The following is a 26,103-nucleotide window of genomic DNA, read 5'->3' as shown; positions in this document are numbered from 1 at the left end:
GGTTGGATCTGTGACGTGTTATCACTCGACAGCGAAGATCTTGCCCGGATTCATGATTCCGTTGGGATCGAACACCGCCTTGACTGCCTTCATGTATTCAATTTCGGCCGGCGACCGGCTGTAGCCGAGGTAATCGCGCTTGGTCATGCCCACGCCGTGCTCGGCGGAAATCGAACCGTTGTACTTCTCGACGGTTTCGAACACCTGCTTGTTGACGATGGCGCAGGTGGCAAAGAACTCGTCCTTGCTCATGTCATCCGGCTTGAGAATGTTCAGGTGCAGGTTGCCATCGCCGATATGGCCGTACCAGACGACGATGAAGTCCGGGTAGCTTTCGCTGACGATGACGTCGATATCCCGCAAGAATGCCGGCACTTTCGACACCGTTACCGAGATGTCGTTTTTGTACGGTGTCCAGTGCGAGATGGTTTCGGAGAGGTATTCGCGCAGTTTCCACAGGTTGCGCAACTGCTGCTCGCTCTGGCTCATGACCCCGTCGATCACCCAACCCTGTTCGACGCAATGCTCGAACAGCACCAGCGCGTCGTTGGCCACCTCCTCGGTGGTGGCTTCGAACTCCAGCAGGGCATAGAACGGGCACGGCGTCTCGAACGGCGCCGGCACATCGCCACGATCGAGGATCTTGGCCAGGCCCCTGTCGGAGAAAAACTCGAATGCCGTCAGATCCAGCTTGCCCTGGAAGGCATGCAGGACCGGCATGATCGAGTCGAAGTCCGGTGTGCCGAGCACCATCGCCGTAAGGTTCTTCGGCGCGCGATCCAGGCGCATGGTGGCCTCGACCACGAAGCCCAGGGTGCCCTCGGCGCCGATGAACAACTGGCGCAGGTCGTAACCGGTGGCGTTCTTGATCAGGTCTTTGTTCAGTTCAAGCAGATCGCCCTTGCCGGTGACCACTTTCAGGCCGGCGACCCAGTTGCGGGTCATGCCGTAGCGAATGACCTTGATCCCGCCGGCATTGGTGCCGATGTTGCCGCCAATCTGACTGGAGCCGGCGGAAGCGAAGTCCACCGGGTAATACAGGCCCTTGTCCTCGGCGAAGTTCTGCAACTGCTCGGTGATCACGCCGGGCTGGCAGACGACCGTGCGGTCGAATTCGTTGAAATCGAGGATGCGGTTCATGTAGTCGAACGACACCACGACCTCGCCGTTGGCCGCTACCGCGCCAGCAGACAGCCCGGTGCGCCCGCCCGACGGCACCAGCGCGACCTTGTGGGTGTTGGCCCAACGGACGATGGCCTGCACCTGCTCGATGTTTTTCGGGAAGACAATGGCGCTAGGTGCTGGCGGGAAGTGCTTGGTCCAGTCCTTGCCATAGGCGTCGAGGGAAGCGGCGTCAGTGAGTACCTTGCCGGGCTCGACCAGGGTCATCAGCTCGTCAATCAGAACAGGATCGGTCATCGATAGAACTCTCGAACTATTCATAGTCACCCTGAGCACACTTCACGCAGCAGGGATGGGCGTAGCGAGGGGTCGATATGCTAGCATACGCCCCCCGCCAATCGTGCTGATGGCCGATTCGCGAGAGCTTCACTTCCCTGCCATTTTTCTCCGGGACACAGGTTTACGCAGATGAGCAAGACTTCTCTCGATAAGAGCAAGATCAAGTTCCTTCTTCTTGAAGGCGTCCACCAGAACGCCGTGGACGTCCTGAAGGCCGCCGGGTACACGAATATCGAGTACCTCACCGGTTCCCTGCCGGAAGCCGAGCTGAAGGAAAAGATCGCCGATGCCCACTTCATTGGCATCCGCTCCCGCACTCAACTGACCGAAGAGATCTTCGACTGCGCCAAGAAACTGGTTGCTGTTGGTTGTTTCTGCATCGGTACCAACCAGGTTGACCTGAGCGCCGCTCGCGATCGCGCGATCGCCGTGTTCAACGCCCCGTACTCCAACACCCGCTCCGTTGCCGAGCTGGTGCTGGCCGAGGCCATCCTGCTGCTGCGCGGCATCCCCGAGAAGAACGCTTCCTGTCACCGCGGTGGCTGGATCAAGAGCGCGGCCAACTCCTTCGAGATCCGCGGCAAGAAGCTGGGCATCGTCGGCTACGGCTCGATCGGTACTCAACTGTCGGTCCTGGCCGAGAGCCTGGGCATGCAGGTGTTCTTCTTCGACCCGCTGACCAAGCTGCCGCTGGGCAACGCGACCCAGGTCACCAGCCTGAACGAACTGCTGGGCCTGGCCGACATCGTCTCGCTGCACGTGCCTGAGCTGCCGTCCACCCAGTGGATGATCGGCGAGAAAGAAATCCGCGCGATGAAGAAGGGCTCGATCCTGATCAACGCCGCCCGCGGTACCGTGGTCGAACTGGATCACCTGGCCGCAGCGATCAAGGACAAGCACCTGATCGGCGCCGCCATCGACGTGTTCCCGGTCGAGCCGCGTTCCAACGACGAAGAGTTCGAAAGCCCGCTGCGCGGCCTGGACAACGTGATCCTGACGCCGCACATCGGTGGTTCCACCGCCGAAGCCCAGGCCAACATCGGCCTGGAAGTTGCCGAGAAACTGGTCAAGTACAGCGACAACGGTACGTCCGTTTCGTCGGTCAACTTCCCTGAAGTTGCCCTGCCGGCTCACCCTGGCAAGCACCGCCTGCTGCACATCCACGAAAACATCCCGGGCGTGCTCAGCGAGATCAACAAAGTCTTTGCTGAAAACGGCATCAACATCTCCGGTCAGTTCCTGCAGACCAACGAGAAAGTGGGTTACGTGGTTATCGACGTCGACGCCGAGTACTCGGATCTGGCGCAAGAGAAGCTGCAACAGGTCAAGGGCACCATCCGGTCCCGCGTGCTGTTCTAAGCGCTTCATGCTGTGAAAAAGGGAGGCCCTGGTGGCCTCCCTTTTGTTTGCCCGCGCGTTGCGAAAGTTGCCGAAAAACGGCAGAAATATTTGCCGTGCAATCAAACATTCCGCACTCGATGCGGTCACAAGCGGCAACTTGACCGTGGCAATTCCAGAACGTCGCGGCAACACTGTGTGAATTGCCAATCATAAAAAAGGGGCTCAGATGCGTTTCATTACCGGGGCACTATTTGCCGCCAGCCTGCTCAGCCCATGGGCACATGCGGAATTGATGGATGACATCAGCGACCGCAACGAACTGCGTATTGCCATCGAAGCCAATACGCCACCCTTCAACTTCCGCGATACCGCCGGCCAGTTGAGCGGTTTTGAAGTGGAACTTGGCGAGGCACTGGCCAAGGAACTGGATGTCCATGCCGACTTCGTGGTGGTTGAACCCGCCGACCTGCTCAGCGGCGTGGAAAGCGGCAAATACGACATCGCCTTGAATCAGATTGCTACAACCCCCGAATTGAAAGAGCGCCTGGACTTCAGCACGCCCTACAGCTACACCCGCGCCCAATTGATCGTGCGCCAGGAAGAAAAGCGCCCGCTGCGCAGCCTTGAGGCCTTCAAGGGTCACAGCCTCGGCGTGGTCCAGGGCAGCAGCTTCGCCGAGCAGGCGCGAGACGTCGAAGGCGTTGATCTGCGCAGCTACAAGGACGCTATCCAGCCGATCAAGGAAGTGGCCGACGACCAGATCGACGCCGTCGTCAGCGACCGCCTGCTGGTGCCGTATGCGATCCGCGAAAGCAAATTGCCGGTGACCGAAGGCGCCACCCTTGGCCCGGTGGTGAACCTGGCGATTCCGTTCCAGAAAGGCAACCCGGCGTTCCAGAGCGCGGTGGACAACGCCCTGCAACGGATCAAGGCCGATGGGCGGTTGAGCGAGCTGTCGAAGAAGTGGTTCGGTGTGGATGCGAGCGAGGCGCCAAAGCAGTAGCTCTCATCGCTGGCTTGCCAGCGATGAGGCCTACCGGCCTAGCGCCCTGGCCGCCTCATCCAGCTCCAGCTCACTGAACACCAGCACCCCTTCACGCCGCAGCAAGGCACTGGTCACGCCTTCGCCACTAATCTTGCTGCCGCTGAACGTCCCGTCATAGACCAGCCGGTTACCACACGACGGGCTCCCGGACTTGAGCACCGCCACCCGAATCCCGTGACGCCGTACCAGCTCCAGCGCCAGCCGCGCCCCCGCCAGAAACGCCGCGCTGACATCCTCGCCGACAATGGTCACCACCTGCGCCTCCCCGTCCAGCACCGCCCCGCCCTGCCCACCGGGAATTTCCGCGGGCGGACGCGGCGTTGGCAACCCGCCGGCCACTTCCGGGCACAGCGGCACCACGCGACCTTCGCGCTGCCAGGCTTGCAACACATCGGGATGACCACTGGCGCGGCCGTCGTAGCGCACCGGCTGGCCGAGCAGGCAGGCGCTCACCAGCACCTTCGGCAATTCAGAACGGATCATTGCCACGACGGCGGAACCAACCAGTGACGGACAGGCGCTCGCGGCTGGCCGGGAGCACTTCATGGGGCAGATCGGCGGACATGAACACGATCAGGCTGCCGCCCACCGGCAACGCGTCCCGCTCCGAGCCGTCCTTGAGGAACATGCGCAACTGGCCGCCGTCTTCCGGCAACCACTGTTCATTGAGGTAGATGATCGCCGAGACGGTACGGCGGTCGTCATCGCGGAAGCGGTCGAGGTGCTTGCGGTAGAAGGTGCCCGGCGGGTACATCGCGAAATGGCACTCGAAGTCTTCCAGACCGAGGTAGAAGTCGCGGTTGAGCGCTTCACGCAGGCTGTCCATCAGTGCCAGATACTGGTCGCACGCCTGAGACTGCCCGGGCTCGAGCCAGAGGATATGGTCGCCGCGAATGCCTTCGCGAACGTCCTGACCCTGACCGCGCCCCACCCCCGCCGGCGCCAGCTCGCCTTCGGCCGCACGCTGGCGGCACTCGACCGCCAATGCGCGGGTCAGGGCCTCGGGCAGGAAAATCTCCTGCCGCGACCAGCCCTGGCCGGCCAGGTCATCGACGATGCTGAGCAATTGCGGGTGTTCGGAGGATGTGTACATGGCGCGCATAGTATCGGGCTGCCGGAAAATTCGACAGGGCCACTTGGTCGCATGGCTGCACAGGCGTCTCGACAAAGCCCCGCAAGGCCACGGACAATAGCGGCCTGCCGACAGGAGTCCTGAATGCGCCGTTTGTTTTTTCTGCTGTTGATGATCTGCACCACGCCTGTCTGGGCAGACACCCTCGATCAGCTCTACAAAGTTGCCGGCTGGCCTGAACAGCGCGCCCACTTCTCCGATGCCATCGCCGCCGCCCAGCAGCGCTATCAGAAAAGCCTGCCGCCCGCGGTATTCCAGGCGCTGGTCGACAACAGCAACCAGCGCTTCGAAGCCAAGGCCGTCGATCGTCGCGCCGAAGCCCAGCTGCGCGCCCATCTGAAAGATCCCGCACCCGCGCTGACCTTCTTCCAGTCGCCGCTGGGCCGCAAGGTCGTGGCCGCCGAGCTGATGGCCACCCGCCGCGACCAGTTGGCGAAGAACGCCAAGGGCCTGCCGAAAGTCGAGGCCAGTGATACTCGCCTGCTGATCATCGGCCACCTGGCCCAGGCGCTGCCCGCCCGCGAGGCCGGTGCCGAAGTCAGCCTGGCGATCGCCGGCGTCGCCGCCGACAGCCTCAGCCAGATGATTCCCGGCCTGTTTGGCGGCGGCCAGGCCCAGGGCCTGCTCGATGGCCAGCGCCAGCGCTTGATGGAACAGATCGGCGAAGACCTCAACAACACCCTGCTGTATGTCTATCGCGACCTGTCCGACGCCGAATTGGAAGAGTTCGCCACCTTCGCCGAGTCCAACGAGGGCCAGGCCTATTACAAGGCCGCCCTGTCCGCCATTCGTGCCGGCCTGGCCGTGGGCCAGAGCACGTCTGACCTCAAGTAATCAGCCCAGCCGCTGGCCGATGAAGTCGAAATAGCGCTGCCGGATCTCCGGCAGCTCATTGGCCAGATGATGCCGCGCCTGCGGCAACAACAGGATCTGCGGCGCATCGAACTTGCGCTTGAGCACTTCCAGGTTGTAACGCCAGTCCACCGTCATATCGCCCTCGCCCTGCACGATCAGTAGCCGACGCGAACTGCCCGGCGCCGCTTCGATACGCTTGACCCACGCCAGCAGCGCGCCAACCCAGGCGGTGGGCAGTCGCCGCGGCTGCAGCGGGTCGGCCTGGAGAAACGGCAGGAAGGTCGGGTCATGGGTGTTTTCGCTGAAGCGCCGTTCGATGCCGTTCACGAAAGGACGCAGCATCCAGTAGCTGAGCCTCGACCACAGCCACGCACGCGGCCGCACCAAAGGCGCGAGCAGGATCACCTGGCCCTGCGCCGGGCTGTCCGCCCCGCGATGCAGCAGGTGATCGACGACAATGGCACCGCCCGTGCTCTGTCCGCACAGGTGCCAGGGCTGCGGCAGATTCAACTCGCCGGCCTGTTCGAACAACCGGTCGAGCACCTGCTGGTACACCGCGAAATCATCGATGCTGGCCCGCTCTCCGCTGGACAGCCCGTGCCCCGGCAGGTCGCAGGAAATCACCGCGAAGCGCTGCTCCAGCGCCCAGTCGATGACATGCCGGTACAGCCCCATGTGATCGTAGAAACCGTGCAGCAACACCAGCGTCGCCACCGGCTCGACGGGCAGCCAGACCTGGCTCACCACCTCGAACCCTGCGCAGTCGAAGCGCCCCAGCCAGCTCTGCACGCCCTCGTGCCCGGGCAGGTCCAGGCCGTAGAAACGCTGATACGCCTGCCCCGCGCTCGACAGCGGCTGACGGGCCGCCAGCGGTTGCAGGCTGGCACGCAGGGAATCGGCTTGGAACGAGGCGGACATGGACGGCTTCCGTTGAGAGTGCAAAGGATTGATCTGCGATATTCATCTGTCGGCGGGGGCATGGCAAGCTAGCCGCCCTCCATGATTGCCGGTGTGTTCGATGTCTGGGAAAAATTTGCTCGCCGCCCTGACCCTGCTGCTCTGCGCCGCCGGCCTGTGGTGGGCGTACGACAGCTTCCAGAGTCGCTATCTGCGCCCCTTCGACAACCAGACCGCGCTGTTCGCCGGCGACCACCTGCGCCTGCCCGCCGAACTGGCCGGCCCCGGCCCGATCCGCCTGGTGCACTTCTGGGACCCGGCCTGCCCGTGCAACGTTGGCAACCAGCAGCACCTGGCCGAACTGATCGAACACTACGCGCCGCAGGGCGTGTCCTTCCACGTCCTGCAAAAGCCCGACAGCCGCGGCCAGTTGCCCACCACCCTTGCCGCCCTCCAGCCGATCGCCAGCCTGCCCGGCGCCGACCACCTGCCGGCCAGTCCCGCCGTAGCGATCTGGGACCAGAACGGCGACCTCGCCTACTTCGGCCCCTACAGCGAAGGCGCGACCTGCAATGCCAACAACAGCTTTATCGAACCGATCCTGCAGGCGCTGACCCAAGGCCGGCCGGTGAAGGTGACCCAGACCATGGCGGTGGGGTGTTATTGCCCGTGGAATGAGTGAACAGGGCTGAAATACCCGGCATCACGTCGATAACTATCTACATCTTGCAGGAGGGCAACGCTCCGTAGGTTTCGCACATACACGCAAAGGAGCGCCTGTATGTCGAGACAAACTATCGTTTTGCCCGCACAAACCGTTCACAGCACCCGAATTCCGTGGCGGCTGGAACACAACCTCATCCCCCGCTACCACGTTTTTCCCCGCCATTTCGCACCCCAACGCTTCAACCCCGCCGACTACGTCACGACCGTCCTTGAACCTGGCAAGTTGGTTATCGAACTGGCCAAGGAGTTCCAGGACGACAAACGAAGCGTCGAGCAACAACACGCCGACAATGAAAAGCAGCTAAACACCCGCCTGACTGAGGAGTTGAAGGCACGCACCGCACCGCCGAGCACCAGTGGCCCGTTTCAGTCGTACGACCATAAAACCGCCGCCATCAACAGCTTGCTGGAGGAAAAGCGCGCAGCACTGCCCCCGATCTGGGAAAGCGCCCGGGCGTTCTACGGCGAAGATCCCGTCAACAAAACCACCGTCGATTTTCTTCGCATTGCCACGCGCGAAGGCGGCGTCCCTGATCCGAAACAAACCTGGCTCGTCTCCTACAAAGCCGCGTTTGAAGCACGCCTGCTGACCAGATCCATCGATGTGCTGACCGCCCGGGCCAACAAGCTCGCGGTGGAACGGGTCAAGGCGCAGACCCGTCTTCACCAAAGCGCCGACCAACGTCTCACCGAACAGGCGCAGGCGGTCGAACTGGCGCAAGTCAGGCTGGACGAGGCGAGGTTTCAGCACCATGTCGACCTGCGCGAGATGGAGGAGCGCCTTGAACACTTCTCGCGCCATCAGCAAGACAACGTCACCCAGGAAACCGCCGCCCTTCATGCCAGAGACCTCGCCGAAGAAATCACCGCGCTGCTCATGGCCAGAAACGCAGCGTACGCGTCCCGCGCCGAGGCCAATATCCAGGCTCAAAAGCTCGATGTAGAACGCGGCTTCCTGCACAACCGCCTCACATCGGGCAATACGGAGTCGGCCTCAGAACAGAACCGCGTAGATCGGGAGGCCCTGCTGCAGACGGTGGTGCACACCCTTGATGCGCATCAGGAAAGCTGGCCCGCAGAGCTGCAGCGAATGGCCAACTACGAGGAGCAAATAGAACGCGCCCTCGCCGATGCCCGCAGCGAACTGGTGCGCCTGGCGGCGCTTGACGGCATCGAGACTCCCCAACGCCCGGCCACCTATAGCTTGACCGTCGCCAGCATGGGCCTGCCCCAGGTCATGACGCCGAAAGCCTCTTCAATGGCGGTGTTCGAGTCGGTACGTCCAGCGATGGGCAAGGCGCTGCTTTCTGTCGGCAGCCGTGTCGGCGGATTGCCTCGCGTGGGCCTCTATTTCGCGGCGCTGGTGGTGTTCTCCATGAAGCTGGAGGAAGGCGGGCGTCACGGGCTCAGCGTACCGCTCACCAGCATGAAGCTGGATTTCGATACCCAGCAGTTGCTGGAAAGCATCGGCGAGCACTTTGCACTACCGATGCGGCTGATTTCCGGACTGGTCGGTGACGACTCCACAATCCGCATTATCCCCACCGGCAACGATCAGGCGTCCGCCGACGTACCGGTGCGAGCCGCGACCTGGGATGCCGAAAAGGGTGCCTACACCTTCATTACCGACGGCCCCGGTCCGATCACGATTCTGTGGACACCTGGAACGCCTCCTACGGACAGCTCCACCAGCCTGCCGGCGGGGCAACGCCCGGCGTCGCTCTATCCCGGCCAGATCGGGCTCAAGAACCAGCCCCAGCTCCTGCCTTTTCCTGCAGGGGATGACATCCATTTCGACGACTACATCATCACCTTCCCGGCGGACTCGGGGCTTGAGCCTGTTTATCTCATGTTCAAGGACCCGCGGGATTATGCGGGGGTCGGCGCTGGAAACGGGAGGACGATTCCTGGCTGGCGAGATGCAATGACCAGTCCAGAGGGAGCACCGATTCCGGCGCAGATTGCGGCTCAGTTACAGGGGAAGCAGTTCAGCAGATGGGGGAAGATGCGTGAGGCAATCTGGAAAGCAGCGGCTGCCGATCCAGAGTTGAGCAAGAACTTTCCTGAAATCAGCCTCGATAACATGCGCAAAGGTAAAGCACCCTATGCAAGTTCAGGCCAAGTTGGAAAACACCTGACGTTCGAACTGCACCATATTCATCCGATTGCCAAAGGCGGTGCAGTTTATGACTTGGACAACCTTGCCATCATGACACCAAGGGCACATCAGGATGCTCACAAGGGGAAAAACTAATGGACCTGAAGCCAAATATTGAAAACTACACAGAATCCGAATTTCTGGCCTGCGTGAGCTTACTGTTCCGGAATGATTCCCCTCTGCAAGGCGAAGCGTACGGTGCCTGGAAAGACAGAATTCTGCTCCATCTGGTATCTATCTCAGAGCACCCCAACGGCTTCAACCTCATCTGCTTCCCACTTACTGGCGAGGACGACAGCCCCGAAGGCGTCGTCAAACGCATAAAGGAATGGCGCACCGCCAACAACAAACCCGGCTTCAAACCCGCCTGACCCAACGCCGCTATCGCACCCCGCGATAGCGGCGTCTCCCGTTTAGCGCACCCGCGCCGGATTCCCCACCACCGTCGCGCCCGCCGGCACATCGCGGGTCACCACGCTGCCGGCGCCAATGACGGCGTTATCACCAACGGTCACCCCCGGCAGGATGATTGCCCCGCCGCCGATCCATACGTTGCGGCCGATCTTCACCGGCTTGCCGCTTTCCAGGCCGCTGCGGCGCAGTTCCGGGTCGCGGGGGTGGTCGGCGGTGTAGATCTGCACCGCCGGGCCGATCTGGCAGTCGTCGCCGATGCTGACCGGGCAAACGTCGAGAATTACGCAGTTGAAGTTCATGAAGACCCGCGCGCCCAGGTCGATGTTGTAGCCGTAGTCGCAATAGAACGGTGGGCGGATCACCGCTTCCGCGCCGACCCTGGCGAAGTGCGCGGCCAGCAGTTCATGGCGCTGTTCGTTGAGCAGGTCGGCGGAGTTGTTGTAGCCCTGCATCCAGTGTTTGTTGGCGATCTGCTCGGCCTGTAACTCCGGGCAGGAGGCCCGATAGAGCTGGCCTGTGAGCATTTTCTGTTTTTCGCTGAGATCCATTGCCGCAACTCCTGGCTGATGGGTTAGGTTGCAAAAGTCTATCCTCTGTCCGAAAGATGACCGACTCACTGGAAGAAAGATCCTCCGGACCCGTTGCAAGGAGCTTCGATGAAACGCAGTCTCTCCCTTCTCGCCGTCGCCATCGTCGCCGTGGCCGCGAGTGGTGGCTATTGGTATGTGCAGGGCAAACAGCCGCTGCGCAACGGCGAATTGGTCCTGGCGAATCTTCAGGCGCCAGTGAGCGTGCGCTACGACGAGCGCGGCGTTCCGCATATCCAGGCCCAGAACGAAAACGACCTGTACCGCGCCCTCGGCTATGTCCATGCCCAGGACCGGCTGTTCCAGATGGAAATCACCCGGCGCCTGGCTCGGGGCGAACTGGCCGAGGTGCTGGGGCCAAAGCTGGTGGACACCGACACCCTGTTCCGCAGCCTGCGCATTGCCGAGCAGGCGCAGGTCTACGTGGATCGACAGGACAAGCATTCCCCAGCCTGGAAAGCGCTGCAGGCCTACCTCGACGGCGTAAATGCGTGGCAAGCCACGCATCCAAAACCCATGGAGTTCGATGCGCTGGGCATCACGCCGCGCCCCTTCACGGCCCAGGACACAGTGAGCATCGCCGGTTTCATGGCCTACAGCTTCGCCGCGGCGTTTCGCACCGAGCCGTTGCTGACCTTCATCCGCGACCACCTCGGCACCGACTACCTGAAGGTCTTCGACCTCGACTGGCACCCGGACGGCGTACTGCAAAAGGCGCCGGCACTGGCCGATGCCGACTGGAACAGCCTGAGCCAACTGGCGCTGGTCAGCCAGCAAGCTCTTGGCGAAGCCGGCCTGCCGCAGTTCGAGGGCAGCAATGCCTGGGCCGTGAGCGGCCGTCGCACCCAGAGCGGCAAGCCGTTGCTGGCGGGCGACCCGCATATTCGCTTCTCGGTCCCGGCGGTGTGGTACGAGGCCGAACTGTCGGCGCCGGGCTTTCACCTGTACGGCTACTACCAGGCGCTCAACCCCTTTGCTTCCCTCGGGCACAACCGCGAATTCGGCTGGAGCCTGACCATGTTCCAGAACGACGACATCGACCTGATCGCCGAGCGGGTCAACCCGGACAACCCTGATCAGGTCATGGTCGGTGGCCAGTGGCAGGCACTGACCCGTACCGAACAGACCATCAAGGTCAAAGGCGAGGCGGACAAGACCATCACCCTGCTGCGCTCGCCCCACGGCCCAATCGTCAACAAAGTGATCGGCCAGGACGCGGGCCCGACGCCGATCGCCATGTGGTGGGCCTTTCTGGAAACCGAGAACCCGATTCTCGACGGTTTCTACGCGATCAACCGCGCCAGCACCCTGGACGCCATGCGCAGCGCCGTGCAGAAAGTCCAGGCGCCGGGCCTGAACTTCATCTGGGCCAATGCCAAGGGCGATATCGGCTGGTGGGCCGCAGCAGCGCTGCCGGTGCGCCCGGACGGCGTGAACCCGGCCTTTATCCTCGACGGCAGCACCGCCCAGGCCGACAAATCCGGTTTCTACCCGTTCAGCGCCAACCCGCATTCGGAGAACCCGGCCAGCGGTTATATCGTCTCCGCCAACTTCCAGCCGCTATCACCCAGCGGCATGGTCGTTCCCGGTTACTACAACCTCGCGGATCGTGGTCAGCAGCTCGACCGGCAACTGGCCGACACGCAGATCAAATGGGACCTGCAAAACAGTCAGGCGCTGCAACTGGGGACCAGCACCGATTACGGCCCGCGCACCCTGGGGCCACTGCTCGGGGTGTTGCGCCAGGTGGTGCAGGACGAGCAAGGACGCGAACTGGTGGAACAACTGGCCGGCTGGCGCGGCGACTATCCGCTGGATTCGGTCAACGCCACGCTGTTCAACCAGTTTCTCTATGAGCTGGCGTATGCGGCGATGCACGACGAGCTGGGCGATAGCTGGTTCCAGACGCTGCTGTCGACCCGGGTGATCGATGCCGCCCTGCCGCGCCTCGCCGCCGACGCCGATTCGCCGTGGTGGGACAGCCAGGGCAGCAGCGAGCGCGGTAGTCGTGCGGCGGTGGTCAAGCGCGCCTGGGACAAGACCCTGGCGCACCTGCGCGACACCCTCGGCACAGACCCGGCGAGCTGGCAGTGGGGCAAGGCGCACACCCTGACCCACGGCCATCCGCTGGGCATGCAGAAGCCGCTGGACCGTTTGTTCAACGTCGGACCGTTCGCCGCGCCGGGGACGCATGAGGTGCCGAACAACCTGTCGGCGAAGATCGGCCCGGCGCCATGGCCGGTGACTTATGGCCCGTCGACGCGGCGGCTGATCGATTTCGCCGATGCGGGGACGGCGCTGAGCATCAATCCGGTTGGGCAGAGTGGGGTGCTGTTCGACCGGCATTATGCGGATCAGGCGAAGGCGTATATCGAGGGGAAATACCAGCGGGCCTGGTTGGGGCTGGCGGGGGAGACGGAGGGGACGTTGCGGTTGGTGCCGGGGAGATAGATCGAGGGGCCGCATCGCGAGCGAGCTCGCTCCTACAGGATTGCGTTACCTGTAGGAGCGAGCTTGTCGGGGCGCCGAACCGTCGCGATGACGTTCAGCAGATCAAGCCTGAGCCGCCGCCGGGCGACGCACATCCGGCTGTTTCCACGAATCCGCAGCGCTCTCTTCGATCGCCTGCTGAATCGCGCGCTTGCGGCGCTCTTCGGCACGGCGGCTGAAGTACCAGATCAGGAAGGTGGCAAACGACACCACCAGCAGGATCAGGCTGGCCACGGCGTTGATTTCGGGCTTCACGCCCAGACGCACCGCCGAGAACACTTCCATCGGCAAGGTGGTGGAACCAGGACCGGACACGAAGCTCGCCAGTACCAGGTCATCCAGCGACAGGGCGAAGGACATCATGCCGCCCGCCGCCAGCGACGGCGCGATCATCGGGATGGTGATCAGGAAGAACACCTTCCACGGCCGTGCACCCAGGTCCATGGCCGCTTCTTCGATGGACAGGTCCAGCTCGCGCAAGCGGGCCGAGACCACCACCGCGACATACGCGGCACAGAAGGTGGTGTGGGCGATCCAGATGGTGACGATGCCACGCTCCTGCGGCCAGCCAATCATCTGTGCCATGGCCACGAACAGCAGCAACAGCGACAGACCGGTGATCACTTCAGGCATGACCAGCGGCGCGGTGACCAGGCCGCCGAACAGCGTGCGGCCCTTGAAGCGGGTCACGCGGGTCAGCACGAAGGCGGCCAGGGTGCCGAGCGCCACTGCGGCAACCGCGGTGTAGCAGGCGATTTCCAGCGAGCGCATCACCGAGCCCATGAGCTGGGTGTTGTCGAGCAGGCCGACGTACCACTTCACCGACCAGCCGCCCCAGACCGTCACCAGCTTGGAGGCGTTGAACGAGTAGATCACCAGGATCAGCATCGGCAGGTAGATGAACAGCAGGCCGAGCACCAGCATCAGCTTGGAGAATCCGAAACGCTTCATGCCCTGCCCTCCATCTCTTTGGCCTGACTGCGGTTGAACAGGAGGATTGGCACGATCAGGATCGCCAGCATGACCACCGCCAGGGCGGACGCCACCGGCCAGTCGCGGTTGTTGAAGAACTCTTGCCAGAGCACCTTACCGATCATCAGGGTTTCCGGGCCGCCGAGCAGCTCGGGGATGACGAACTCGCCCACCACCGGAATGAACACCAGCATGCAGCCGGCGATGATGCCGTTTTTCGACAGCGGCACGGTGATCTTCCAGAAGCTGTTGAAGGTGCTCGAACCCAGGTCGGACGCGGCTTCCAGCAGGCTCTGGTCGTGTTTCACCAGGTTGGCGAACAGCGGCAGGATCATGAACGGCAGATACGAATAGACCACGCCGATGTACACCGCGAGGTTGGTATTGAGGATCTGCAGCGGTTCGTCGATCAACCCCAGCCACATCAGGAAGGCGTTGAGCAGGCCGTTGTTGCTGAGGATGCCCATCCAGGCGTAGACGCGGATCAGGATCGCAGTCCAGGTCGGCATCATGATCAGCAGCAGCAGGACGGTCTGGATGTCCTTGCGCGCATTGGCAATGGCGTAGGCCATCGGGTAGCCGATCAGCAGGCATAGCAGCGTGCTGAAGAAGGCCATTTTCAACGAGCCCAGGTAGGCCGAGATGTACAGCTCGTCCTGGGTCAGCAGGCCATAGTTGGCCAGGTTGAGGACCACCTGGATCTTGTCTTCGACGTAGCTGTAGATCTCGGTATACGGCGGGATCGCCACATCCGCTTCAGCGAAGCTGATCTTCAGAACGATGAAGAACGGCAGCATGAAGAACAGGAACAGCCACAGGAACGGGGCGCCGATGACCAGGTGGCGCCCCTCGGGTGTTATGCGATTGAGGGCTCGCTTGAGCTTGCGCATGTTCATGACCGCAGTACCACGCCGCTGTCGTCTTCCCACCACACGTACACTTCATCGCCCCAGGTTGGGCGCGAGCCCTGACGTTCAGCGTTGGCGACGAAGGACTGGACGATCTTGCCGCTCGGCAGCTCGACGTAGAACACCGAGTGGCCGCCCAGGTAGGCGATGTCGTGGACCTTGCCGCGCGACCAGTTGTACTCGCAGGTAGGCTGCTGGGTCGTTACCAGGAGTTTTTCCGGGCGCAGGGCGTAGGTGATGCGCTTGTCTTCCACCGAGGTGGTGATGCCATGGCCGACGTAGATGTGGCGCTCGAGCTCGGGGCTGGCGATGCGCGCGTGGCCTTCGGCGTCGTCGACCACTTCACCGTCGAACAGGTTGACGTTGCCGATGAACTCGCAGACCAGGCGGCTGGTCGGGGTCTCGTAGACGTCGATCGGGCTGCCGATCTGGGCAATCCAGCCCAGGTGCATGATGGCGATGCGCTGGGCCATGGTCATGGCCTCTTCCTGGTCGTGGGTCACCATCACGCAGGTCACGCCGACCCGCTCGATGATTTCCACCAGTTCGAGCTGCATCTGCGAACGCAGTTTCTTGTCCAGTGCACCCATCGGCTCATCGAGCAGCAGCAGCTTGGGGCTCTTGGCCAGCGAACGGGCCAGGGCGACGCGCTGACGCTGGCCGCCGGAGAGCTGGTGCGGCTTGCGCTTGGCGTACTGGGTCATGTGCACCAGCTTGAGCATCTCGGCCACGCGGGCTTCGATCTCGGCCTTGGGCATCTTGTCCTGCTGCAGGCCGAAGGCGATGTTCTGCGCCACGGTCATGTGCGGGAACAGCGCGTAGGACTGGAACATCATGTTGATGGGCCGCTCGTACGGCGGCATGTCGGTAATGTCGACGCCATCGAGGAAAATACGCCCCTCGGTCGGACGCTCGAAACCGGCCAGCATGCGCAGCAGGGTGGATTTACCCGAACCGGAGCCGCCGAGCAACGCGAAGATCTCACCCTTTTTAATTTCGAGCGAGACATCGTCCACCGCGATGGTTTCGTCGAACTTCTTTGTGACCCGGTCGATCTTGACCAGCACCTGTTTAGGTTGCTGATCGCCCTCGAGGGCTTTTTTGTAGGCGCCGGAGGCAACTGCCATGTGTGAAACTCCCAACAGAATGTTCTGTACCCGCCCCTGCCGTGACGGGTACGGATTTTTATTTGCCCGACTTGACCTTGGTCCAGATGCGGGTCATCAAACGTTGCACTTTGGGCGGTAGCTCAGAGTTGACGTACAACTTGTCCAGCACTTCCTGCGGCGGATAAACCGCCGCGTCCTTGCGAACATCCTGGTCCATCAGGTCGCCAGCCTTGGGGTTAGGGTTGGCATAACCAACGTAATCGCTGACCTGGGCAATGACCTCAGGCTTGAGCAGATAGTTGATGAAGGTGTGGGCCTCTTTGACGTTGCCGGCATCCTTGGGGATGGCCAGCATGTCGAACCAGAGGTTGCCGCCTTCCTTGGGGATCACATACGCCACTTCCACGCCCTTGCCGGCTTCTTCAGCACGGGCCTTGGCCTGGAAGATGTCGCCGGAGAAGCCCGCGGCGACGCAGATATCGCCATTGGCGAGATCGGATATGTACTTGGAAGAATGGAAGTAGGTCACGTAAGGACGCACGGCGAGGAGTTTCTTCTCGGCGGCCTCGTAATCCTTGGGGTTTTCGCTGTTGGGGTTGAGCCCCATGTAATTCAGTACGGCCGGCAGCATTTCATCCGCCGAGTCGAGGAAGGCGACGCCGCAACTGGAGAGCTTCTTGATGTTCTCCGGCTCGAACAGCATGGCCCAGGAGTCGATCTTGTCGGTGCCGAGCACCGCTTTGACCTTCTCGACGTTGTAGCCAATGCCGTTGGTGCCCCACAGGTACGGCACGGCGTACTGGTTGCCCGGGTCGTTGCGCTCCAGGCGCTTGAGCAGGGCGGGGTCGAGATTCTCCCAGTTCGGCAACTGCGCACGGTCGAGCTTCTGGAACGCGCCGGCTTTGATCTGCTTGCCGAGGAAATGGTTGGACGGCACGACCACGTCATAGCCGGTGCGACCGGCCAGGAGCTTGCCTTCCAGGGTTTCATTGGAATCGAACACGTCATACAGCGGCTTGATGCCGGTCGACTTTTCGAAGTCCGCGAGTGTGGTCTGGCCGATGTAGTCCGACCAGTTGTAGATGTGCACCGTGGGCGCCGCTTGGACGCTGCAAGCCAGCGTCAGACCCGCTCCAGCCATGACGGCCTTGCGAAATACGGAAATAGACAAGTGGGAGGTCCTCTACATTAGTGCCCGTGGCATACGGCAGAAATACCTGCCGGCCATGCAAACCGGCGCGCAACTTACCTTCGATACACCTGACCAGCAAAAGAATTTTGCATTGCAGCCCCCACAGGACGCGGCTTTCACCGCGCCTGGGGGAGTCAGGCCGGGTTACTTGCCCGACTTGATCTTGGTCCAGCTACGAGTCACCAGGCGCAGGGTGGCCGGGTCCTGGTCGCTGATCGCATAGAGTTGTTTCTTCACTTCATCCGACGGGTAGATGCTCGGATCGCCGGAGATGTCTTTGTCTACCAGCGCAGTGGCGGCCTTGTTGCCGTTCGGGAAGCGCACGGAGTTGGTGATCTCGGCCATGATTTCCGGCTGCAGCAGGAAGTTCATCCACTGGTAGGCGGCGTCGACGTTCTCGGCATCCTTCGGAATGGCGACCATGTCGTAGAAGGTGCCGGCACCTTCTTTCGGAATCACGTAGTCCAGCTTGACCTTGTCGCCAGCTTCGTGGGCGCGGGCCTTGGACTGCTCCAGATCACCCGAGTAACCGACGGCGACGCAGATGTTGCCGTTGGCGAGGTCGGAGATGTACTTGGAGGAGTGGAAGTAGGTGACCGAAGGACGGATGCTCATGAACAGGTCTTCGGCGGCCTTCAGGTCAGCCTTGTCCTTGCTCGCGGTCGGCTTGCCCAGGTAGTGCAGCGCGGCCGGGATCATCTCGGTCGGTGCATCGAGGAAGCTCACGCCGCAGCTCTTGAGCTTGGCGATGTTCTCGGGCTTGAACACCACGTCCCAGGAGTCGATCTTGTCGACGCCCAGCGCGGCCTTGACCTTCTCTGGGTTGTAGCCGATGCCGATGCTGCCCCACATGTACGGGAAGGCGTATTTGTTGCCTTTGTCGCTGGCGTCGCCGACGGCCTTGAGCAGGTCTTCGTCGAGGTTTTTCCAGTTGGCCAGCTTGGAACGGTCCAGCTCCTGGTAAACGCCGGCCTTGATCTGCTTGGCCAGGAAGTTGTTGGACGGAACCACTACGTCATAGCCGGACTTGCCCGCCAGCAGCTTGGCTTCCAGGGTCTCGTTGCTGTCGAAGACGTCGTAGACGACCTTGATGCCCGTCTGCTTCTCGAACTTGGCGACGGTATCCGGGGCGATGTAGTCGGACCAGTTGTAGACGTGGAGGACCTTGTTGTCCGCCTGAACAGCACTAGCCATCATCCCCGCGAGGGAAACGGCCAACAGCGTCTTGCCCATTTTCTTCATGCGTTATTGCTCCAGAATTTTTATAAAGCCATCTGTTCAGCGGCCGGCCCTGTCGGCACCCGGCTGAAACAGGCACTAGTCTGGCAAGATCCAAGGCGCTCTTTCAAGGAAAGAGCCGCCTCGGCAATGCCGCAAAGCCACCATGCCAGCCTAGCAGTTGATCAGCCCAGTGCTTCGAGGGTCAGATCCAGGCATTTACGAGCCTTTTCAACCAGTTCATCAATCTCTTCGCGGCTGATCACCAGCGGCGGAGCGATGATCATGGTGTCGCCCACGGCGCGCATGATCAGGCCGTTGTCGAAGCAGAACTGGCGGCAGATCATGCCGACGCCCTTGCCCTCGTAACGGGTACGCGTGGCCTTGTCCTTGACCAGTTCGATCGCGCCGAGCATGCCCAGACCGCGGACCTCGCCCACCAGCGGGTGGTCGTTCAGCTCGCGCAGACGTTTCTGCAAATAGGGTGCCGTTTCCTCGTGAACGCGCTCGACAATCTTCTCGTCGCGCAGAATCCGCAGGTTTTCCAGGCCCACCGCCGCTGCCACCGGGTGGCCGGAATAGGTGAAGCCGTGGTTGAAGTCGCCGCCTTCGTTAAGCACCTTGACCACTTCGTCACGGACGATCACGCCGCCCATTGGGATGTAGCCGGAAGTCAGGCCCTTGGCGATGGTCATCAGGTCAGGCTTGAGGTCGTAGTAGTCGGAGCCGAACCACTCGCCGGTACGGCCGAAACCGCAGATCACTTCGTCGGCAACGAACAGGATGTCGTAGCGCGCGAGGATTTCCTTGATCTTCGGCCAGTAGCTTTCCGGTGGAATGATCACCCCGCCCGCGCCCTGGATCGGCTCGGCAATAAAGGCGGCGACGTTGTCGACGCCGACTTCGAGGATCTTCTTCTCCAGTTGCTCGGCGGCCCAGATACCGAACTCTTCCGGGGTCTTGTCACCACCTTCGCCGAACCAGTATGGCTGCGGGATGTGAACGATGTTCGGGATCGGCAGGTCGCCCTGCTCGTGCATGCCGGACATGCCGCCCAAGCTGGCACCGGCCACGGTGGAACCGTGGTAGCCGTTGACGCGGCCGATGATGGTTTTCTTCTGCGGCTTGCCCTTCAGCGCCCAGTAATGACGGACCATGCGCAGCACGGTGTCATTGCCTTCGGAGCCGGAGCCGGTGAAGAACACGTGGCTCATGCCTTCCGGGGCCACGTCGGAGATCGTCTTGGCCAGTTCGAGCGCCGGCGGGTGAGCAGTCTGGAAGAACAGGTTGTAATACGGCAGCTCGCGCATCTGCTTGCTCGCCGCATCGGCCAGTTCTTCACGGCCATAGCCGACCGCCACGCACCACAGGCCGGCCATGCCGTCGAGGATCTTGTTACCCTCGCTGTCCCACAGGTGCACGCCCTGGGCCTTGGTAATGATCCGCGGGCCCTTTTCCTGCAACTGTTTATAGTCGCTGAAAGGCGCCAGGTGATGATCACGACTCAGGTCCTGCCACTCGCGGGTTTGCGGGTTCTTGACGCTCATGTGCTTCTCCGTTTTCTGGCGGCCGCGCTCCTGCGGCCCCGGGGTTGATCAGACCGCGAACAGCAGGAACTCACGTTCCCAGGAGCTGATCACGCGCTTGAAGTTCTCGTGCTCGGCCCGTTTGGTGGCGACGTAGCCGGCAATGAATTTCTTGCCCAGGTACTTCTCCAGCGCACGGCAGTTTTCCATGCGCTCCAGGGCGTCCTCGATGGTCAGCGGCAGGCGCAGGTTGCGCCGCTCGTAACCACGGCCCACGACCGGGGCACTGGCATTGATGCCTTCGACCATGCCGATGTAGCCGCACAGCAGGCTCGCGGCGATGGCCAGGTAAGGGTTGGCGTCGGCGCCAGGCAGGCGGTTCTCGACGCGGCGGTTCTGCGGGCCGGCATCCGGGACGCGCAGGCCGACGGTGCGGTTTTCCTCGCCCCACTCGACGTTCACCGGCGCCGAGGTGTCGGGCAGGAAGCGGCGGAACGAGTTGACGTTGGGGGCGAACAGCGGCAGCACTTCGGGGATGAACTTCTGCAGGCCACCGACGTGGTACAGGAACAGCTCGCTCATGCTGCCGTCTTCATTGGAGAAGATGTTCTTGCCGGTCTTCACGTCAATGATGCTCTGGTGCAGGTGCATCGCACTGCCAGGCTCGCCGGTCATCGGCTTGGCCATGAAGGTGGCGGCGACATTGTGCTTGAGCGCAGCCTCACGCATGGTCCGCTTGAACACCAGGATCTGGTCGGCCAGGGACAGGGCGTTGCCGTGACGGAAGTTGATTTCCATCTGCGCGGTGCCGTCTTCGTGGATCAGCGTGTCCAGGTCGAGGTTCTGCAGTTCGCACCAGTCATAGACGTCTTCGAACAGCGGGTCGAATTCGTTGGCGGCTTCGATGGAGAACGACTGGCGACCGGTTTCCGGGCGGCCGGAGCGGCCGATTGGCGGCTGCAGCGGGAAGTCCGGGTCTTCGCAGCGCTTGGTCAGGTAGAACTCCATTTCCGGCGCGACGATCGGCTGCCAGCCCTTGTCGGCATAGAGTTTCAGCACTTTCTTGAGCACGTTGCGCGGCGACAGCTCGACCGGGTTGCCCTTCTTGTCGTAGGTGTCGTGGATTACCTGGGCAGTCGGCTCGATGGCCCACGGCACGAGGAACACGGCGTTCTCGTCGGGGCGGCAGATCATGTCGATGTCGGCCGGGTCGAGCAGCTCGTAATAGATGTCGTCATCGACGTAGTCGCCGGTCACGGTCTGCAGCAGGACGCTTTCGGGCAGACGCATGCCCTTTTCGGCGATGAACTTGTTGGTTGGCGAGATCTTGCCCCGGGTGATACCGGTCAAGTCGCTGATCAGACATTCGACTTCGGTGATCTTGTGCTCTTTCAGCCAATCGGTGAGCTGGTCGAGATTGCTGCTACTCATAAATACCTCAGCAGGTAAATGCCTGGACTGTAGTCAAGACGCCTATGTCAGGCCGTCTCCAGCATTCTGGATGCCCCGACGGCCCAAAGCAAAAGGCGCGCGAGGAGAATGCGTCACCGGCGTTGCCCGTGATGCAGAGGAGCCCGCTATAGTGATGAAAGGCAGTATGAGTAGGTGAAACGATCGGGAACACGTCGCCTTGGCCGTCAACTATTTTGGCCGGCGCCAACGCTACTGAAAGATAGCGTTCGCTGCTCGCGGAAATGGCATCCAGACCCGCCCGCACAGGGCAGCCGGTGTCGCCAATGATCGACAGGCGTGACATGTAACCCCCGGTATTATTGATGTTATGGGTTGCGACCGAGCTTAGCCTTGTTCATTTTTTTACACAACCACCCCGTAAAAAATAAAATACGGCTTACTCGTTTCACCCCTTTCACGACGAAAGCAGCGCTTGTGGATGCCCTGAATTGCAGCAAAAATGCCGCTATGGCGCCCTTTTAGGGCATCATGGGGCTTGCTTGACTTCATTCGGGCTTTCCGATTGACTGGGCCTGCAAGCCCCCATTGATTGATATTTTTAACAACAAAGGTGTTGCATCATGTCGGTACCCCCGCGTGCCGTTCAGCTTAACGAAGCGAACGCGTTCCTTAAGGAACATCCTGAGGTTCTCTACGTTGACCTTCTGATTGCAGATATGAATGGTGTGGTGCGCGGCAAGCGCATTGAGCGCACCAGCCTCCACAAGGTTTACGAGAAAGGCATCAACCTGCCGGCCTCCCTCTTCGCATTGGATATCAACGGTTCCACGGTCGAAAGCACCGGCCTGGGCCTGGACATCGGCGACGCCGACCGCATCTGCTATCCAATCCCCGACACACTCTCCAACGAACCTTGGCAGAAGCGCCCTACCGCGCAGCTGCTGATGACCATGCACGAAATCGAAGGTGCGCCGTTCTTTGCCGACCCGCGGGAAGTCCTGCGTCAGGTGGTGGCCAGGTTCGACGAGATGGGCCTGACCATCTGCGCCGCGTTCGAGCTGGAGTTCTACCTGATCGACCAGGAAAACGTGAACGGCCGTCCACAGCCGCCACGCTCGCCGATTTCCGGCAAACGTCCGCAATCGACCCAGGTTTATCTGATCGACGACCTCGACGAATACGTCGACTGCCTCCAGGACATCCTCGAGGGTGCGAAGGAACAAGGCATTCCGGCTGACGCCATCGTCAAGGAAAGCGCCCCGGCGCAGTTCGAAGTGAACCTGCACCACGTCGCCGACCCGCTGAAGGCCTGCGATTACGCGGTTCTGCTCAAACGCCTGATCAAGAACATCGCCTACGACCATGAGATGGACACCACCTTCATGGCCAAGCCTTACCCGGGCCAGGCGGGCAACGGTCTGCATGTTCATATCTCGGTGCTGGACAAAGATGGCAAGAACATCTTCACCAGCGAGGATCCCGAGCAGAACGCCGCGCTGCGTCACGCGATCGGCGGTGTGCTCGAGACCCTGCCAGCGTCAATGGCGTTCCTCTGCCCGAACGTCAACTCGTACCGTCGCTTCGGTGCCCAGTTCTATGTGCCGAACGCACCAAGCTGGGGTCTGGACAACCGCACCGTGGCCCTGCGCGTTCCGACGGGCACGCCGGACGCTGTGCGCCTTGAACACCGCGTAGCCGGTGCCGACGCCAACCCGTACCTGTTGATGGCTGCCGTGCTGGCGGGCGTGCATCACGGCCTGACCAACAAGGTCGAGCCGAACAAGCCGGTCGAAGGCAACGCCTACGAACAGGTTGAGCAGAGCCTGCCGAACAACTTGCGTGATGCCCTGCGCGAGCTGGACGACAGCGAGATCCTCAACAAGTACATCGATCCGAAGTACATCGACATCTTTGTCGCGTGCAAGGAAAGCGAGCTGGAGGAGTTCGAACACTCCATCTCCGACCTCGAGTACAACTGGTACCTGCATACCGTGTAAATGAAAACGCCGCCTGATCAGGCGGCGTTTTTTATGGGCGCAATACCTACAAAGTTTTCTCGAAAATCTTCGAATTGCGCTGATAGTTGTACAGCGACGCCCGCGCCGCCGGCAGCCGCTCGACCCCGCTCGGCACAAATCCGCGCTCGCGGAACCAGTGCGCCGTCCGGGTCGTCAGCACGAACAGCGTTTTCAGCCCCAACGCCCTCGCCCGCGTCTCGATGCGCTCCAGCAGATCATCACCGCGACCGCCATGGCGATACTCCGGGTTCACTGCCAGGCACGCCAGCTCACCCGCATCGGAATCGGCAATCGGATACAGCGCCGCACAGGCGATGATCACGCTTTCACGCTCTACCACGCTGAATTGCTCGATCTCGCGCTCCAGTACCTCACGGGAACGACGCACCAGAATCCCCTGCTCTTCCAGCGGGCTGATCAGTTCCAGCAGACCACCGACGTCTTCGATCGCCGCCTCCCGCACCAGTTCGAACTGCTCCTGCGCAACCAGCGTACCGCCGCCTTCGCGGGTGAACAGCTCGTTGAGCAGCGCGCCGTTCTCGGCGTAGCTGACGATATGACTGCGGGCCACGCCGCCCCGGCAGGCTTCGGCGGCGGCGTCCAGCAGCTCGGCCTGGTAGTCGGAACCGAGACGCTCCAGGTGAGGCGCCACCTGCTGCGGACGGATTTCCCGGACCAGACGCCCCGTAGCATCCAGCAGACCCGGCTCGGCGCCGAACAGCAGCAGCTTGTCCGCCTCCAGCTCGATGGCGGCGCGGGTCGCGACGTCTTCGCACGCCAGGTTGAAGATTTCGCCCGTGGGCGAATAGCCCAGCGGCGACAGCAGGACGATGGAGCGCTCGTCCAGCAGGCGACTGATGCCCTTGCGGTCGACCCGACGCACCTCACCGGTGTGGTGATAATCCACGCCTTCCAGCACGCCAATCGGCCGTGCGGTCACCAGGTTGCCCGAGGCCACCCGCAACCGCGAGCCCTGCATTGGCGAGGCGGCCATGTCCATGGACAGCCGCGCTTCGATGGCGATGCGCAGTTGGCCCACCGCATCGATCACGCACTCTAGCGTCGCCGCGTCAGTGATGCGCAAACCATGGTGGTAGTGGGCGCTGAGACCGCGGGCGCTCAGGCGGCTTTCGATTTGCGGGCGGGAGCCGTGCACCAGCACCAGACGAACCCCGAGGCTGTGCAACAGCACCAGGTCGTGGACGATATTGCCGAAGTTGGGGTGGTCGACCCCGTCTCCCGGGAGCATGACCACGAAGGTGCAGTCCCGGTGAGCATTGATGTAAGGCGAAGCATGACGCAGCCAATTGACGTATTCGGGCATAACCTGAGCCTGTAGAAATGAAGACAAGAACGGAACAGCAACAGCGCTCGAAGGGTTATCGTCGCAGCAGGCAAGGCGTCACACGCGTTCTCCTTTGCAAGGCAAGGTGGCTCAGCGGCCGGTGGCCGGGCTGAGGCAGTAATGTTGGATCAACTCACGCAACACACGCACTGTAGGGTCCAGGCGTGACAGTTCAAGGTACTCGCCGGGCTGGTGAGCGCAGGCGATATCACCGGGGCCGAGGACCAAAGTCTCGCAGCCCAGGCGCTGAAGATAAGGCGCTTCGGTGCCGAAGGCTACTGCCTCGGCCACATGACCGGTAAGACGTTCGGCCAGTTGCACCAGTTCCGCATCGGCGCTCTGTTCGAATGGCGGCACCTCCGGGAACAGCGGCGCATAGTCGATCGTCACCTGATGCTGCTCGGCCAGCGGCGCCAGCTTGCCGCGAATCGCCGCGCGCAGCACCTGCGGGTCCATGCCCGGCAGCGGGCGCAGGTCGAACTCCAGGGCGCATTGGCCGCAGATCCGGTTAGGGTTGTCGCCACCGTGGATGCAGCCGAAGTTCAGGGTCGGCTGGGGCACGCTGAACTGGCTGTTGTTGTACTCGCGCTGCCATTGCTGACGCAGCTCCATCAGGGCGCCCATGACCTGGTGCATCGCTTCCAGGGCGCTGTGGCCCAAAGACGGATCCGACGAATGGCCACTGCGCCCGAGAATATCGATGCGCTCCATCATCACACCCTTGTGCAGACGGATCGGCTTCAGCCCGGTCGGCTCGCCAATCACTGCGGCGCGCCCAAGCGGCCGGCCGGCCTCGGCCAAGGCGCGGGCGCCGGACATTGAGCTTTCTTCGTCACAGGTCGCCAGGATCAGCAGCGGCTGCCGGAACGGTTGGTCGAGCAGCGGCCGGACCGCCTCGATGATCAACGGGAAAAAGCCCTTCATGTCGCACACGCCGAGTCCGACCCAGCGATCACCGACTTCCGTCAGGGTCAGCGGGTCGCTTTTCCACAATTGCGGATCGTAGGGCACCGTGTCGCTGTGCCCGGCCAACACCAGCCCGCCGGGGCCGCTGCCGTAACTGGCGAGCAGGTTGAACTTGCCCGGCGTGATCTGCTGGATCTCGCAGGTGAAACCCAGGTCGCCGAGCCAGCCGGCAAGCAGATCGATCACCCCGCGGTTGGACTGGTCCAGATCCGGTTGGGTACAACTGACCGAGGGCGCGGCGATCAACGCGGCGAACTGGTCCTTGAGCGATGGCAGCGGCATGCGCGTTCTCCTGGAAACGAGGCCCATCATAGGGCCATCGGCCACCTT

General features: G+C 62.1%; 22 protein-coding genes. 8 read left to right on the top strand and 14 right to left on the bottom strand.

The annotated features are described in order from the left end of the window. Positions 1 to 21: 21 nt before the first annotated feature. A complete protein-coding gene (locus tag NTD82_RS11460; protein WP_262128823.1) occupies positions 22 to 1,419 on the bottom strand; it encodes an FAD-binding oxidoreductase in 1,398 nt (465 codons plus the stop codon). A 171-nt stretch (positions 1,420 to 1,590) separates the two neighbouring features. Between NTD82_RS11460 and serA the strand changes: the two genes are divergently transcribed. Together serA and NTD82_RS11450 are read left to right on the top strand one after the other, a co-directional pair. After that, positions 1,591 to 2,820 (top strand): phosphoglycerate dehydrogenase, encoded by a 1,230-nt coding sequence (gene serA / locus NTD82_RS11455; protein ID WP_095156398.1) that lies wholly within the window; start codon positions 1,591 to 1,593, stop codon positions 2,818 to 2,820. Positions 2,821 to 3,028: 208 nt separating this feature from the next. Beyond that, the gene (locus NTD82_RS11450; RefSeq protein ID WP_095156399.1) at positions 3,029 to 3,805 is read left to right on the top strand and encodes a transporter substrate-binding domain-containing protein; all 777 of its coding nucleotides are present in this window, start codon (positions 3,029 to 3,031) and stop codon (positions 3,803 to 3,805) included. Positions 3,806 to 3,835: 30 nt separating this feature from the next. Here NTD82_RS11450 and NTD82_RS11445 read toward each other — a convergent pair whose 3' ends face one another. Then, positions 3,836 to 4,330, bottom strand: coding sequence for a DUF523 domain-containing protein (locus NTD82_RS11445; RefSeq protein ID WP_262128822.1), 495 nt, complete (start codon positions 4,328 to 4,330; stop codon positions 3,836 to 3,838). Continuing rightward, on the bottom strand, positions 4,317 to 4,949 hold the full coding sequence (locus NTD82_RS11440; protein WP_262128821.1) for a 2OG-Fe(II) oxygenase: 633 nt from the start codon (positions 4,947 to 4,949) through the stop codon (positions 4,317 to 4,319). The genes NTD82_RS11445 and NTD82_RS11440 overlap by 14 nt, the downstream gene beginning before the upstream one ends. Before the next feature lie 114 nt (positions 4,950 to 5,063). Between NTD82_RS11440 and NTD82_RS11435 the strand changes: the two genes are divergently transcribed. Beyond that, positions 5,064 to 5,813, top strand: a complete 750-nt coding sequence (locus NTD82_RS11435) for a hypothetical protein (RefSeq protein WP_262128820.1) — start codon at positions 5,064 to 5,066, stop codon at positions 5,811 to 5,813. On the opposite strand, the gene NTD82_RS11430 is transcribed toward NTD82_RS11435, so the two are convergent. Continuing rightward, positions 5,814 to 6,752 carry an alpha/beta hydrolase gene (locus NTD82_RS11430; RefSeq protein WP_262128819.1) on the bottom strand — a complete coding sequence of 313 codons (939 nt, stop codon included), beginning with the start codon at positions 6,750 to 6,752 and terminating at the stop codon, positions 5,814 to 5,816. A gap of 100 nt (positions 6,753 to 6,852) precedes the next feature. Between NTD82_RS11430 and NTD82_RS11425 the strand changes: the two genes are divergently transcribed. The 3 genes from NTD82_RS11425 (at position 6,853) to NTD82_RS11415 (ending at position 9,986) form a co-directional block, all read left to right on the top strand. Then, entirely contained in the window at positions 6,853 to 7,413 is a 561-nt protein-coding gene (locus tag NTD82_RS11425) for a DUF6436 domain-containing protein (protein ID WP_262128818.1), read from the top strand. Between the two features lie 99 nt (positions 7,414 to 7,512). Then, positions 7,513 to 9,711, top strand: a complete 2,199-nt coding sequence (locus NTD82_RS11420; protein ID WP_262128817.1) for an S-type pyocin domain-containing protein — start codon at positions 7,513 to 7,515, stop codon at positions 9,709 to 9,711. Next, complete coding sequence (locus NTD82_RS11415; RefSeq protein WP_262128816.1) at positions 9,711 to 9,986, top strand: bacteriocin immunity protein; 276 nt, start codon at positions 9,711 to 9,713, stop codon at positions 9,984 to 9,986. The genes NTD82_RS11420 and NTD82_RS11415 overlap by 1 nt, the downstream gene beginning before the upstream one ends. Positions 9,987 to 10,028: 42 nt before the next feature. Here the strand turns inward: NTD82_RS11415 and NTD82_RS11410 are convergent, their stop codons facing one another. After that, positions 10,029 to 10,577: a sugar O-acetyltransferase gene (locus tag NTD82_RS11410; protein ID WP_262128815.1), complete on the bottom strand. Its 549-nt coding sequence runs from the start codon at positions 10,575 to 10,577 to the stop codon at positions 10,029 to 10,031. A 108-nt stretch (positions 10,578 to 10,685) separates the two neighbouring features. On the opposite strand from NTD82_RS11410, the gene NTD82_RS11405 reads away from it, so the two are divergent. After that, a complete protein-coding gene (locus NTD82_RS11405; protein WP_262128814.1) occupies positions 10,686 to 13,067 on the top strand; it encodes a penicillin acylase family protein in 2,382 nt (793 codons plus the stop codon). Between the two features lie 102 nt (positions 13,068 to 13,169). On the opposite strand, the gene NTD82_RS11400 is transcribed toward NTD82_RS11405, so the two are convergent. The 7 genes from NTD82_RS11400 to NTD82_RS11370 all read right to left on the bottom strand — a co-directional run bounded on the left by NTD82_RS11400 (position 13,170) and on the right by NTD82_RS11370 (position 21,462). After that, positions 13,170 to 14,057, bottom strand: coding sequence for an ABC transporter permease subunit (locus NTD82_RS11400; protein WP_095156409.1), 888 nt, complete (start codon positions 14,055 to 14,057; stop codon positions 13,170 to 13,172). After that, complete coding sequence (locus NTD82_RS11395; RefSeq protein ID WP_095156410.1) at positions 14,054 to 14,974, bottom strand: ABC transporter permease subunit; 921 nt, start codon at positions 14,972 to 14,974, stop codon at positions 14,054 to 14,056. The genes NTD82_RS11400 and NTD82_RS11395 overlap by 4 nt, the downstream gene beginning before the upstream one ends. Next, positions 14,971 to 16,113 carry an ABC transporter ATP-binding protein gene (locus NTD82_RS11390; RefSeq protein WP_095156411.1) on the bottom strand — a complete coding sequence of 381 codons (1,143 nt, stop codon included), beginning with the start codon at positions 16,111 to 16,113 and terminating at the stop codon, positions 14,971 to 14,973. Before NTD82_RS11390 ends, NTD82_RS11395 begins: the two co-directional genes overlap by 4 nt. 58 nt (positions 16,114 to 16,171) lie before the next feature. Then, positions 16,172 to 17,266 carry a polyamine ABC transporter substrate-binding protein gene (locus tag NTD82_RS11385; RefSeq protein ID WP_095156412.1) on the bottom strand — a complete coding sequence of 365 codons (1,095 nt, stop codon included), beginning with the start codon at positions 17,264 to 17,266 and terminating at the stop codon, positions 16,172 to 16,174. A gap of 165 nt (positions 17,267 to 17,431) precedes the next feature. Further along, complete coding sequence (locus tag NTD82_RS11380; protein WP_095156413.1) at positions 17,432 to 18,529, bottom strand: polyamine ABC transporter substrate-binding protein; 1,098 nt, start codon at positions 18,527 to 18,529, stop codon at positions 17,432 to 17,434. A gap of 161 nt (positions 18,530 to 18,690) precedes the next feature. Then, the gene (locus NTD82_RS11375; RefSeq protein WP_262128812.1) at positions 18,691 to 20,052 is read right to left on the bottom strand and encodes an aspartate aminotransferase family protein; all 1,362 of its coding nucleotides are present in this window, start codon (positions 20,050 to 20,052) and stop codon (positions 18,691 to 18,693) included. A 48-nt stretch (positions 20,053 to 20,100) separates the two neighbouring features. Beyond that, a complete protein-coding gene (locus NTD82_RS11370; RefSeq protein ID WP_110970765.1) occupies positions 20,101 to 21,462 on the bottom strand; it encodes a glutamine synthetase family protein in 1,362 nt (453 codons plus the stop codon). Positions 21,463 to 22,064: 602 nt separating this feature from the next. Here NTD82_RS11370 and NTD82_RS11365 point away from each other — a divergent pair. Beyond that, positions 22,065 to 23,441 (top strand): glutamine synthetase family protein, encoded by a 1,377-nt coding sequence (locus tag NTD82_RS11365; protein ID WP_095156416.1) that lies wholly within the window; start codon positions 22,065 to 22,067, stop codon positions 23,439 to 23,441. A gap of 46 nt (positions 23,442 to 23,487) precedes the next feature. Here NTD82_RS11365 and argA read toward each other — a convergent pair whose 3' ends face one another. Further along, positions 23,488 to 24,786 (bottom strand): amino-acid N-acetyltransferase, encoded by a 1,299-nt coding sequence (gene argA / locus NTD82_RS11360; RefSeq protein ID WP_175652630.1) that lies wholly within the window; start codon positions 24,784 to 24,786, stop codon positions 23,488 to 23,490. Positions 24,787 to 24,897: 111 nt separating this feature from the next. After that, positions 24,898 to 26,055 carry an acetylornithine deacetylase gene (argE, locus tag NTD82_RS11355; RefSeq protein WP_143501996.1) on the bottom strand — a complete coding sequence of 386 codons (1,158 nt, stop codon included), beginning with the start codon at positions 26,053 to 26,055 and terminating at the stop codon, positions 24,898 to 24,900. Positions 26,056 to 26,103 lie beyond the last annotated feature (48 nt).

The organism is Pseudomonas sp. 5P_5.1_Bac1 (assembly GCF_025466015.1).
In the GTDB taxonomy this organism is placed as follows: Bacteria; Pseudomonadota; Gammaproteobacteria; order Pseudomonadales; family Pseudomonadaceae; genus Aquipseudomonas.
Note: the sequence above shows the minus strand (reverse complement) of the source record. Positions and strands in the feature narration are given on the sequence as shown.